This window comes from Streptomyces sp. NPDC059649 (assembly GCF_042734445.1).
Classification (GTDB): domain Bacteria; phylum Actinomycetota; class Actinomycetes; order Streptomycetales; family Streptomycetaceae; genus Streptomyces.
Window position 1 is genome coordinate 36516 of sequence record NZ_JBHWDV010000053.1, and the last position, 11915, is coordinate 48430.

Below are 11915 nucleotides of genomic sequence, written 5' to 3' on the forward strand. Positions count from 1 at the left end.
GAGCACCGTGAAGAAGGGCCCGCAGGCAGCAGCCTGCGGGCCCTTCGGGGTTGAGGACGGCGCCTCATCGCGGATCAGAACTTCCGCGCGGCGCGCCTGAGGTCGTATTCATGGACGATCGCCTTGGCGTGCCCGTGGGCGAGGTTGTGCTCGCCACGGAGCCAGCTGACCTTTTCGTCGAAGCGGAAGAAAGCGGGGCCTTCGTCAACGGTGCGGAGCCATTCGGAGATTTCCCGTCCCGTGCACTGGGGGATACGGGAGAGCATGTTCCGGTGGGTCTCTTCGGAGAAGAGCTGAGACATCGGCGCCTCCGGACGCGGTCGATGCTGGTTCTTCAGCACACCGTGCCTGAGGGTTCCGCCGTTGGCAACCACCCCGCAGTGGCGCATAGGCTCACGGCGTGCTTGACGTGACCCCCTTGCAGACCGCCGTGGACGCCCTCGCCGACCGCCTCCGAGCGCTGCCGCAGAGCCGGCTCGGCCAGGGCGCGGCGGCCGAGGGGCTCGCGCTGGCACGGGAGTTGGCGACCCGTGCGCAGCTGATCGAACGGCCCGGGGAGCCGCCGCGGCCGTTCCCGGACGCCGGGATGTTCGCGGTCGGCGACCAGCTGGCGGTGGCCGGACACGATCTCGTCGAGGCACTGCGCGCCGCGGCCGCCGGCCCGGCCGGCACCGGCCCGGATCCTGACGCGAAAGTGGCCCCCGCCGAAGAACTCGCGGAGGCCCTACGCCGCGTACGAGCGGCGACGGAACGCTGCTAGGGGCGGCCGCCTGCCTTGGGCGGCCCCTGGGGGCGGACTCCGGGGGGGGGGGAGACGGGACCCTAGGGGGCGGGCGAACAGATTCCCTAGGGGGCGCATGGGCCCCCTGCGGGGCCACAACGTGGTGGGGGTGGGCGGTATTCCGGGCCTGGCGGGGCAGGGCCGGATTCCGGTCGGATTCCGGCCACACACTCGGCCGGAGCGAGGCGGGAATCCGGTCGCAGCGAGGCGGGATTCCCGTCGGAGCGAGGCGCGAATCCGGTCGGAGCGCGGCAGGACTCCGTCAGAGAGCGGCGGGAATCCGGCCGGAGCGGGGCGCGAATCCGTCCCGAGCGGGGCGGGAATCCCGTCAGAGTGAGGCGATGACGCGGTCGGCGAGGATGTAGACGCTGTCCTCGCGGGTCTCGCCCCAGGAGAAGGTCAGGGCGTACGCGCCGGAGATGCCGGAGCCGCCCAGCAGTACCGGGGTGCGCCCGGCGTGCAGCGCGTCGGCGACCCGGTCCGCGGCCTCGCGCTGGCCGGGGGTCAGACAGAGCGTGGTGCCGTCGGCGAAGACGTACACGTCCAGGGTGCCCAGCGGGCCCGGGCGGACGTCCGCGACCGCGGTGCCCTCCCGCGCCAGCTCCTCCAGGCGCGCCACCGTGCGCTCGTGGTCGCCGATCACCGGGGACGGTGAGAAGTCCGGGTGCGAGGGGTGCCGGCGGCGGGCGGCGGCCAGTTCGGCGGACTCGGTGCCCTCGACGGGCTCCAACTCCGGCGCGTCCAGGGCCTCCAGCGCCTCCACGGACTCCAGGGCGTCCATCGCCTCCAGGGCGTCCGGGCCCAGCAGCGGCTCCAGACCGGCCAGGTCCGCCTGGCGGGGCACGAACGGCTGGAGGTCGAGCCGCTCGGACTCCGGCCGCCCGTCGCGCGTCAGACGGCCCTCGCGGCCGTCCAGCGGGCTCTCGTCGCCGAGGCCGCCGAGCAGCGACGGGGCGTCCGCGGCGTCCCTGGCCTCCTGAGCGGCCCAGAACGCCCGGGCCTCGGCCAGCTCGCGCTCCCGCTCCTCGGCGAGCGCGTCGGCGACGGCGGCGCGTATGTCCGCGAGCGGGGTCGCCTCGGCGGGGCTGGTACGGGCGGCGGGAATGGTCGCGGCGGCCGCCTCGGCGCGCGCCGCGGCGTCCCGGCGGGCGGCGACGAGCTCACCGTGCAGCTCGGCGAGCTGGCGGCGCAGTGCACGGGCGGTGCCCAGCGCGACGGCGCCCAGCGCCACGGCGACGGCTGCGGCCACGAGCAGGACGAGGGTGGTGACGCTCATGCGCCGACCTCCACTTCGTTCGGCGGCCCACTTCCCTCGGGCCGTGCATCGGTACATGGACTTCACCCGGCCGTCGGCCCGGCCGGGGCGACCCCCTTGATGCGCCGCTCCCGGGGGGCACCCTCGGTGGCGGCTCGCTCACCGGCGTACTCCCGTTAGCAGAATGTTCTCCGACTTCCTACATCAGCCTGCCGGGGGTCGGCGACCGCTCCCAGGGCGCTATGTCCCGAAATGCTGGGGGCCATGGGCCTCTTACGGTGCGGTGCCCCCATGCTGACCTGCAACGACGCTTCTCCCCCAGGATGTTCATCACAATCCTGGGGGAGATTGGGTCGCGATCTTGTTACCGAGTGAGGCAGGTCACGCGCCCGTCGCCGCCCGTGTCCGTACAACAGCGAAGGGTGTGCGCGGGGCGGAAGTTGGTCTGTTCCGCCCCGCGCACACCCGCGAGCCCGGAGGCCCGTCAGCTCAGCCGCACGTGCCCGTGGTCGCGCTGAACCTCGCTTCCGCTTCGCTCCAGCTCAGCTCAGCCGCACGTGCTCGTGGTCGCGCTGAACCTCGCTTCCGCTTCGCTCCAGCTCAGCTCAGCCGCTCGATGACCATCGCCATGCCCTGGCCGCCGCCCACGCACATGGTCTCCAGGCCGAACTGCTTGTCGTGCCACTGGAGGGAGTTGATGAGCGTGGTGGTGATGCGGGCGCCGGTCATGCCGAAGGGGTGGCCGACGGCGATCGCGCCGCCGTTGACGTTCAGCTTGTCCAGCGGGATGTCCAGGTCGCGGTAGGAGGGGATCACCTGGGCGGCGAACGCCTCGTTGATCTCGACCAGGTCGATGTCGGAGATGGACAGGCCGGCGCGGCGCAGCGCCTGCTTGCTGGCCTCCACCGGGCCGTAGCCCATGATCTCGGGGGACAGGCCCGAGACGCCGGTGGAGACGATCCGTGCGAGCGGGGTCAGGCCCAGCTCACGGGCCTTGGTGTCGGACATGACGACCAGCGCCGCGGCGCCGTCGTTGAGCGGGCAGCAGTTGCCGGCCGTCACCAGGCCGTCGGGGCGGAAGACCGGCTTGAGGCCCTGCACGCCCTCCAGCGTGACGCCGGCGCGCGGGCCGTCGTCCTTCGAGACGACCGTGCCGTCGGGCAGCGTGACCGGGGTGATCTCCCGCTCCCAGAAGCCGTTCTTGATCGCGTTCTCGGCGAGGTTCTGCGACCGTACGCCGAACTCGTCCATGTCCTGGCGGGTGACGCCCTTGAGGCGGGCGAGGTTCTCCGCGGTCTGGCCCATCGCGATGTACGCGTCGGGGACCAGGCCGTCCTCCCGCGGGTCGTGCCAGTCGGCGCCCTCCTGCTCGGCGCGCGCGGCCGTACGGGCCTCGGCCTCGGCGAAGAGCGGGTTATGGGTGTCCGGCAGGCTGTCGGAGTTGCCCTTGACGCTCCGCGAGACGGTCTCGACACCGGCCGAGATGAAGACGTCGCCCTCGCCGGCCTTGATGGCGTGCAGCGCCATCCGGGTCGTCTGGAGCGACGAGGAGCAGTAGCGGGTGATGGTGCAGCCCGGGAGGTGGTCCATCCCCATCTGGACGGCCACGATGCGGCCGAGGTTGTGGCCCTGCTCGCCGCCGGGGAGGCCACAGCCCAGCATCAGGTCGTCGATGTCCTTGGGGTCCAGCTCGGGGACCTTGGCCAGGGCGGCCTCGATGATCTTCGCGGTCAGGTCGTCCGGGCGCAGGTCCTTCAGCGAGCCCTTGAAGGCGCGGCCGATCGGGGAGCGGGCGGCTGAGACGATCACGGCTTCGGGCATCACGGCTCCAAGAGATCAAGGTGGCGCCCGGCGCCTCGTTGAGGGGCTTGGGTATCCCCTGCTCGAACGGAGTGGAGAGCGTGGGGAAGGTCGGGCGACGGACGGGCGAAGGTGTGAGGACTGTGAGGGAAGTTACCTGCACGTACCGCTGAGGTCACGGGGTGCGGGTTGTGATGCGGACCTCTTTTCTAAGCGAGCGCTTATGAAACGGCAAGGGGCCGCCGGGTATTCCCCGCGGCCCCCTGGCCGTCCGGTGCTCTCTCCGCCCTCAGCGCGGCAACGACGGCCGGTCCGCCGACTCCTCCGCGTCCGGCAGCTGGCGCCGCCGGCGGTGCTTGAGCAGTGCCCACGGCGCGCGGGAGGCGGTGACCTCCGTACCGCCCTCGGAAGCCGCCTCGGCGGCCGCCTGCTCGACCGGGAGGATGCCCTCGCCCCGGGCCGGCTCCGGCCGCTCCTCGTCCGGCCACAGGCCCAGCGCGGCGCACAGCGTCGGCAGCACGGCCATGGCGGCGGTGGCGTACCCCTCCGCCGACGGGTGGTAGTTGTCCGGCCCGAACAGCTCCCGCGGACGCGCCTCGAACTCGGGGCCCAGCAGGTCGCCCAGCGAGACCGTACGGCCGCCGTTCTCGACCGCCCCGATCGTCTGCGCGGCCGCGAGCTGCCGTGAGAGCCGCCGGGCCACCCACCGCAGCGGCTGGTAGACCGGCTCGATGGTGCCCAGATCGGGGCAGGTACCCACCACCACCTCACAGCCCGCGGCACGCAGCCGGCGCACCGCCTCCGCGAGGTGGCGGACGGACTGCGCGGGCGGCATCCGGTGGGTGACGTCGTTGGCGCCGATCATGATCACGCAGACGTCCGGGGTCTGCGAGCCGTCCGCGAGCATCAGCTCCACCTGGCGCGCCAGATCGTCCGACCGCGCCCCGGGCAGCGCCACGTTGCGGAAGTCGACGGGGAGTTCGGCGACCGCGGCGAGGCCGGAGGCGAGCAGCGCGCCCGGGGTCTGCGAGACGCGGTGCACGCCCTGGCCGGCGGCGGTGGAGTCGCCGAGGAAGCCCAGGCGGAGCGGCGGGCGGTCGGTGCGGTGCCCGAAGGCGGCGCCGTAGCGGCCGTCGGCGCACGGCGGGATGTCGCTGGAGCCGCCGACCGTACGGCGGGCCAGCCGGACCTCGGTCAGCAGCACGCCGACGGCGGCGACGCCGAGCAGCCCGACCCCGCCGCCGCCGACCGCGGCGGCGGTCGCGATCCGCCGTGCCACCCTCGCCCTGGACATCGTCATCGGCATGGGCCGGGCACCTCCCCGCGCAGTGCGGACGCGCCGGACCCGGGGGCCGACGCGCTCTTGAATCGGCAAGAACTCCTACAACAGGGTGTTGCCCGTTCCCGCACGGAACGCAACGCGTCCTCGTGTACGCCACCCGGGCAATAGGCTGGCGGCACGGGCGCAGGAGAGCGTGCCCCCGACCGCGGAGACCACCGTGCAGTTTTACGATTCGATGATTGAGCTCGTCGGCAACACCCCGCTCGTGCGGCTCAACAGCGTGACCAAGGGCATCCAGGCCACCGTCCTGGCGAAGGTCGAGTACTTCAACCCCGGCGGTTCGGTGAAGGACCGGATCGCCGTGCGGATGATCGAGGCCGCCGAGCAGTCGGGTGAGCTGCAGCCGGGCGGCACCATCGTCGAGCCCACCTCCGGGAACACCGGGGTGGGCCTGGCGATCGTGGCCCAGCAAAAGGGTTACAAGTGCATCTTCGTCTGCCCGGACAAGGTGTCCACGGACAAGATCAACGTGCTGCGGGCGTACGGCGCCGAGGTCGTGGTCTGCCCGACCGCGGTGGACCCCGAGCACCCGGACTCGTACTACAACGTCTCGGACCGGCTGGTGCGCGAGACGCCGGGAGCCTGGAAGCCCGACCAGTACAGCAACCCGAACAACCCGCGCTCCCACTACGAGACCACCGGTCCGGAGCTGTGGGCCCAGACGGACGGGCGGATCACGCACTTCGTCGCGGGCGTCGGCACCGGCGGCACGATCAGCGGCACCGGCCGCTACCTGAAGGACGCCAGCGAGGGCCGGGTCAAGGTCATCGGCGCCGACCCGGAGGGCTCCGTCTACAGCGGCGGCTCCGGGCGCCCGTACCTGATCGAGGGCGTCGGCGAGGACTTCTGGCCGACCGCGTACGACCGCACGGTCGCCGACGAGATCGTCGCGGTGTCGGACAAGGACGCCTTCCAGATGACCCGGCGGCTGGCCAAGGAGGAGGGCCTGCTGGTCGGCGGTTCCTGCGGCATGGCCGTGGTGGCCGCGCTGGAGGTCGCCTCCCGGCTCGGACCGGACGACGTGGTCGTCGTCCTGCTGCCGGACAGCGGCCGCGGCTACCTCTCCAAGATCTTCAACGACGAGTGGATGGCCGACTACGGCTTCCTGGAGGAGAGCGGCACCGCGGCCCGGGTCGTCGACGTGCTGGAGCACAAGGAGGGCGCGCTGCCCTCGCTGGTCCACATGCACCCGGAGGAGACCGTCGGCGAGGCGATCGACGTGCTGCGCGAGTACGGCGTCTCGCAGATGCCGATCGTCAAGCCGGGCGCCGGCCACCCGGACGTGATGGCCGCCGAGGTCGTCGGCTCCGTCGTCGAACGCGAGCTGCTGGACGCGCTGTTCACCCAGCGGGCGTCGCTGACCGACCCGCTGGAGAAGCACATGTGCCCGCCGCTGCCGCAGGTCGGCTCCGGCGAGTCGGTCTCCGACCTGATGGCCGTCCTGGAGAACGCCGACGCGGCGATCGTCCTCGTGGAGGGCAAGCCGAAGGGCGTGGTGAGCCGGCAGGACCTGCTGGCCTTCCTGGCCCGCGAGGCCGGCAAGTAGCACCGGCCGCGGCGGCCGTCCCGGTGGCGGCCGCCGCGTCCCGCCCGGCCCGTCACGGCATCAAGTTGCCGTCAGGAAACGGTCCGTCGGCGCAAGGTGTACGTATGCGTCATGTGCTGGCAGCACGGGCTTAACACTCGTCCGGCACATTGAAGTGCACGGCGATACGGACCTCCGGAGCGGCTCCCGGACCTCCCAGATCGCCACCCGGATGCGACGACCGGCCCTGACCCGGATCGCGTCCCTGGCGGGGACCGCCGTCGTCCCGCCCCCGGCCTGTCCGGGGTGCGGCGGTCCCCGCCACAACTTCCCCTCCGGGCTCAGTCCCACTCCCCGTCACGGCGCTGCGCGCGCCCGCCCACCAGCAGGTTCCGCACGCCGACGCTGTGCACGACGTTGACGCCGACGATGCCGGCCCAGCACACCAGCAGCCCCGGGATCCCGGCGTTGTACGCGCAGATCGCGGTCAGCGGGACGGCCAGCACCAAGGAGAGGGCGGCGACCCCGAACCGCTCCCAGAAGTCGCGTCCAGCGCCCTCCGGCCGCGGCGGGCGGCCGCCGCGCGCCACCTGGACCTGCTGCTCGGCGAGCTGCCGCCGGACCCTGCGGTCGATGGTGTGGTCCAGCTTCTCCAGGAAGGACTCCACCAGTTCCGCCTCGTACTCGGGCCCCAGCTCCTTGCGGGTCTGGAGCGTCGCGTCGAGTTCCTTGCGCAGATCGGGGTCGTGTGTCGCCATGGTGGCGAGCGTACGGACCGCCGGGACACCGCACGGTAGGGCTAACCCCCCAATCCGGCCGGGCTCTGCTGCCCGTGTTCGCCCTCGGCCGCGTCGGGGTCGGACAGGGGAGCGGTGCCGCGGCGGGCGGTGATCCCGTACAGGACCGCCGGTACGGCCAGGCCGACGAGCCAGGAGACGTCGGCGCCGCCGAGCGGGGCGACCAGCGGGCCGGTGTAGAAGTGCGTGGCCAGGAAGGGGAGTTGGGCGAGCACGCCGAGGGCGTAGACGGTCAGCGCCCGGGCGTTCCAGGCGCCGTAGCGGCCGGCCGGGTCGCTCAGCGCGGCGATGTCGTAGCGCTCCTTGGAGATCAGGTAGTAGTCGGTGAGGTTGATCGCCGACCAGGGCGTGAAGAAGGTCAGCAGGAACAGCAGGAAGTCCTTGAAGGACGTCAGGAACGAGTCCTTGCCCAGGAGGGCGACGGCCGTGCCGGCCACCATGATCCCGGCGATGTACCCGGCCCGGGCGCGCGGTGACAGCACCCGCTGGCCGCGGAATCCGCTGACGCTGGTGACCAGCGACATGAAACCGCCGTAGGTGTTGAGGACGTTGATGGTCAGCTTGCCGAGCGCGATGACGAAGTACAGGAACGAGGCGACCAGTCCGGCACCGCCCAGGCCGACGACGTAACCCACCTCGTGCCCGACGAACGCGTCCGGCGCCGCGGCGGCGGCCAGCGCACCGAACGTCATCGACCACTGCGCGCCGAGCACCGAGCCGGACAGCGTCCACCAGAACGTGGCGCGGGCCGAGGTGTGCCGGGGCAGATAGCGCGAGTAGTCGGCGACGTACGGGCCGAACGCCAGCTGCCAGGAGGCCGACAGCGAGACGGCGAGCAGGAAGACCGGCAGCCCGAAGCGGTGGTCGTGCAGCAGCGTGCCCAGGTCGGCGCGCTGCAGCAGGCGGACGCCCAGGTAGACGAAGGCCAGCGCGCACACCAGGCCGGCGATCCGCCCCAGGGCGTGGATGAGGCGGTACCCGACGGCCGCGGCCAGCGCGGTGACCAGCGCGAACAGCACGATCCCCGGCGTCTCGCCCAGCTGCGTCAGCTCGCCGACCGCCTGCCCGGCCAGCACGCTGCCGCTGGCGAAGAACCCGATGTACATCACGATGACCAGCGCCAGCGGCACCACCGCCCCGCGCACCCCGAACTGGGCCCGCGAGGTGATCATCTGCGGCAGGCCGAGCCGCGGTCCCTGGGCGGAGTGCAGCGCCATCACCGCCCCGCCGAGGAGATTGCCGAGCAGCAGCCCGATCAGCGCCCAGTAGGCGTTCGCCCCGAAGACCACCGCCAGGGCACCGGTGACGACCGCGGTGATCTGCAGGTTCGCGCCCAGCCAGAGCGTGAACTGACTGACCGGGCTGCCGTGCCGTTCGTCGTCGGGCACCACGTCGATCGAGCGCCGTTCCACCACACCTGCCATGCATCCGCCCCGGGTCGTTGCCTGTATGGATTCATGCAGGATCCGCGTCGATGAATGGCAGGTCAATAGGTGGGACCGGGAAAGCGCCGAATCCGCGGTAACGGGCGAGGAATTACGCGGCCGGTGACGCCGGGTCGCCCATCGGCCGCAGCTCGTCCGCGTACGACACCGAGACCCGGCGCATCAGCCCGTCCTCGGTGATGTCGTACTGGCCCAGCCGCCACAACGGCGGCGAATAGGCGTGCACCGACACCGCGTCATCGGTCGCCCCGGTGAGCCGGTGGATGTGGTCCGGGCCGAAGCAGAACGACGAGCCGGCGCCGACGGCGGTGGCCAGATGCTCCCCGCCGATCCGCGGATTGGACTCGGTCAGCACGCCCTGGACGACCCGGACGGCGCCGGAGGAGAGGTCGTGGTCGTGCCAGCCGGTGTCGTTCTGCCGGGTCCAGCACAGCAGCCAGACGTCGACGAACTCGTCGCGGTACAGGGACGCGTAGTGCCGCTCGGTGTCGGAGAACGCGACCTGCCCCCGCCACAGCTCCGGACGGTCCGCCAACTCATCGACCAGCACCCGCAGTTCACGCTTGTCGAGGGTGCGCTCGGGCAGCGCGGCGAACGGCTGCCCGGCGTCCACGGCCGGACCGGCCCCGGCGGCGACCTCGGTCCGGGAGGCGGCGTGCGTCATGGTCGGACTCCTTTCGACGGGCCCAGCAGACGGGCCGGATTGACGGTGCGCAGGGCGTGCACGGCGGCCTCGGCACCGAGGTCGGGGATATGGGGCGCGGCGTAGGGGCGGTCGCTGCCGCTGACGACGACGTCGATGCCGACGGCCCGTACCAGCGCGTCCACCGCCCGGGTCCCGTACGAGGACGTCTCGTAGAACGCCCGGGGGTCCACCCATCCGCGCTCCCGGCCGCCACCACGGGCCACCAGCCGCTCACCGTGCAGCGGCGCCAGGCCCGCCAGCGCCGCGAAGCAGACCCGCAGCTCCGGGTGGCGCGGCCGGCCGAAGGCCCGGAACGCGAACCAGGAGGCGTGCATCTGCTGCACGTACGGGACCAGCGCGGGCCACCAGGAGGGCGCGGCGTCCTCGGCGGGCGGGGCCGCTCCCGGGTGCACGAACAGCGGCTTGTCCAGCGCGGCCAGGACGTCCAGCAGGGGCGCGCAGCGGGCCCAGCCGGCGGCGTCGAGCAGCGCGGTGGCGGGCAGTTGGAGGCCCACGCAGCCGCGCCGCAGCGCACGGCGGAGCGCCCCGGTGTCCGGTGCGGGCGCGGTGAGGCAGACCGAGGCCCAGACGCCGAAGGGTGCGGGCAGCTCCAGCGCGCCGTCATGGAACGCGGCGAGCGGCGGCGCGGCCTCCTCGGGCGGCAGGTATTCGATGCCGAGCGGACTGGACAGCGAGACCAGCGCCCGGTCCAGCCCGTCTGCACGCGCCAGCCGGACCCGGGCCGCGACGTCGTGGTCGGCCGGATCGACGGTGTACGGCGGCTCACCGGGCAGCTCCAGCGACCAGCCGACCAGCCGCGGCGGCGCACTCCGGGCCCGCAGCAGCGCCACGAACGAGGGCGGCCAGAGGTGCTGATGGACATCGGTGGGCACGGTGCGGGAGCCTCCTCAACCGCTTCACTTAACCGATTCACTGATGCGTTTAAGTGAAGCGCTTAACCACCCACGGTGTCAAGGGCGCCCCTCACCCGCGGTGCAAGGGCGCGGGTGAGGTGAAGCGGGCCCACCGGCGCGCACCGAGCGTGGGCAGGGCGGTGGGCCGGGCGTGGGCAGGGCGATGGGCCGGGCCGGCCCGCCCGCCTTGGGTAGGCTTCCGGCATGGCCAGGCCCAACAAACGCACCACCCTCCGCGAGGTGGCCGAGGCCACCGGACTCTCCACCGCGGCCGTTTCCTACGCACTGCGCGGCAAGCACGTCTCCAAGGAGACCGAGGAGCGGGTGCGCAAGGCCGCCGCCGAACTCGGCTACGAGGCCGACCCGATCGCCCGCGCCCTCGCCAGCGGCCGCACGAGCACCGTCGGGGTGCTCGCCGGCGACCTCCAGGACCTCTGGCAGCAGCAGCTGATGGCCGCCATAGGGCGCGAACTGCTGGCCGGCGACCGCTACGCACTGATCCTCGACGCCGGCGGCGACCCCGAGCGGGAACTGGTCCTCGCCAAGCAGCTGCGCGACCAGCGGGTGGACGGTCTGCTGGTCTCCCCGGTCGACCCCTCGGCCGAGGGCTGGGCGGCGATCGCCGAGGGCGTACCGGTGGTCTCCATCGGCGACGCGCTGAGCCGGGCCCGTACGGCGGGCGAGGTGCTCTTCGACAACCGCGCCGGCATCGACGCGGTCCTGGACTACCTCCGCGGCCTGGGCCACCGCCAGGTCACCGTGCTCACCCCCACCGGCCCCTCCACCCCCGATCGCCCCGCCGACGTCTACGTCCGCGAGGCCGCCGACCGGCTCGGCATCGACGCCCAGGTCCTGCCCTGCCCCCAGGAACTGGGCGAGGCGACCGCGGTGGCCCGGCGGGTCCTCACCAACACCCCCGACGGCCGCCGCGCGACCGGCGCCCTCCCGCCGCCCGCCGCCGTCTTCTGCTTCTCCGACTCCATCGCCTACGGCGTCTACGCGGCCGCCGCCGAGGCCGGGCTGACCGTCGGCCGGGACCTGTCCGTCGTCGGCTTCGACGACCACCCGGTCTCCCGCGTCCTCACCCCGCCCCTGACCACCGTCGACTGGGGCCTCGGCGACATCGCCAAGGAGGCCGCCCGCCTGGCGGTCGCGGCCATCGAGGGCCGCCGCGTCCGCCGCAAGCGGATCCTGTGCGCCCCGCGCCTTGCCGAACGGGGTTCGGCGGCTCCCCCCACGTACTCGTCCGCGGCGCCGCGGTAGCGCTTCGCGGCGCCCCCGCACGTACTTGGCCGTCCCGCCGCGGGGCTCGCTCGCCGTTGCGCTTTGCGGCGCCTCCCACGTACATGGCCGTCCCGCCGCGGGGCGCCT

The 11915-nt window shown here is 72.9% G+C and carries 11 protein-coding genes; 3 read left to right on the top strand and 8 right to left on the bottom strand.

The window, feature by feature from the left end:
* Positions 1-74: 74 nt before the first annotated feature.
* The gene (locus ACFV1J_RS34120) at positions 75-302 is read right to left on the bottom strand and encodes a DUF4287 domain-containing protein (protein ID WP_385864742.1); all 228 of its coding nucleotides are present in this window, start codon (positions 300-302) and stop codon (positions 75-77) included.
* A gap of 98 nt (positions 303-400) precedes the next feature.
* On the opposite strand from ACFV1J_RS34120, the gene ACFV1J_RS34125 reads away from it, so the two are divergent.
* Entirely contained in the window at positions 401-760 is a 360-nt protein-coding gene (locus ACFV1J_RS34125) for a hypothetical protein (RefSeq protein WP_385864744.1), read from the top strand.
* A 349-nt stretch (positions 761-1109) separates the two neighbouring features.
* Here the strand turns inward: ACFV1J_RS34125 and ACFV1J_RS34130 are convergent, their stop codons facing one another.
* From ACFV1J_RS34130 to ACFV1J_RS34140, 3 genes are all read right to left on the bottom strand, one after another.
* Positions 1110-2057, bottom strand: coding sequence for a hypothetical protein (locus ACFV1J_RS34130; RefSeq protein ID WP_385864746.1), 948 nt, complete (start codon positions 2055-2057; stop codon positions 1110-1112).
* A 579-nt stretch (positions 2058-2636) separates the two neighbouring features.
* Positions 2637-3857 carry an acetyl-CoA C-acetyltransferase gene (locus ACFV1J_RS34135; protein ID WP_385864748.1) on the bottom strand — a complete coding sequence of 407 codons (1221 nt, stop codon included), beginning with the start codon at positions 3855-3857 and terminating at the stop codon, positions 2637-2639.
* Between the two features lie 268 nt (positions 3858-4125).
* Positions 4126-5142 (bottom strand): SGNH/GDSL hydrolase family protein, encoded by a 1017-nt coding sequence (locus tag ACFV1J_RS34140; RefSeq protein WP_385864751.1) that lies wholly within the window; start codon positions 5140-5142, stop codon positions 4126-4128.
* 193 nt (positions 5143-5335) lie between these two features.
* Here ACFV1J_RS34140 and ACFV1J_RS34145 point away from each other — a divergent pair, with 193 nt between their 5' ends.
* Positions 5336-6724, top strand: a complete 1389-nt coding sequence (locus tag ACFV1J_RS34145) for a cystathionine beta-synthase (RefSeq protein ID WP_385864753.1) — start codon at positions 5336-5338, stop codon at positions 6722-6724.
* Between the two features lie 320 nt (positions 6725-7044).
* Here ACFV1J_RS34145 and ACFV1J_RS34150 read toward each other — a convergent pair whose 3' ends face one another.
* The 4 genes from ACFV1J_RS34150 to ACFV1J_RS34165 form a co-directional block, all read right to left on the bottom strand.
* Positions 7045-7461, bottom strand: coding sequence for a hypothetical protein (locus tag ACFV1J_RS34150; protein ID WP_385864756.1), 417 nt, complete (start codon positions 7459-7461; stop codon positions 7045-7047).
* Positions 7462-7502: 41 nt separating this feature from the next.
* Positions 7503-8924, bottom strand: a complete 1422-nt coding sequence (locus tag ACFV1J_RS34155; RefSeq protein ID WP_385864758.1) for a purine-cytosine permease family protein — start codon at positions 8922-8924, stop codon at positions 7503-7505.
* Between the two features lie 112 nt (positions 8925-9036).
* Positions 9037-9609 (bottom strand): cysteine dioxygenase, encoded by a 573-nt coding sequence (locus ACFV1J_RS34160; protein WP_385864760.1) that lies wholly within the window; start codon positions 9607-9609, stop codon positions 9037-9039.
* Positions 9606-10523 carry an amidohydrolase gene (locus ACFV1J_RS34165; RefSeq protein WP_385864763.1) on the bottom strand — a complete coding sequence of 306 codons (918 nt, stop codon included), beginning with the start codon at positions 10521-10523 and terminating at the stop codon, positions 9606-9608. The genes ACFV1J_RS34160 and ACFV1J_RS34165 overlap by 4 nt, the downstream gene beginning before the upstream one ends.
* A 225-nt stretch (positions 10524-10748) precedes the next feature.
* On the opposite strand from ACFV1J_RS34165, the gene ACFV1J_RS34170 reads away from it, so the two are divergent.
* Complete coding sequence (locus tag ACFV1J_RS34170) at positions 10749-11807, top strand: LacI family DNA-binding transcriptional regulator (RefSeq protein WP_385864765.1); 1059 nt, start codon at positions 10749-10751, stop codon at positions 11805-11807.
* The last annotated feature ends 108 nt before the right edge of the window (positions 11808-11915 follow it).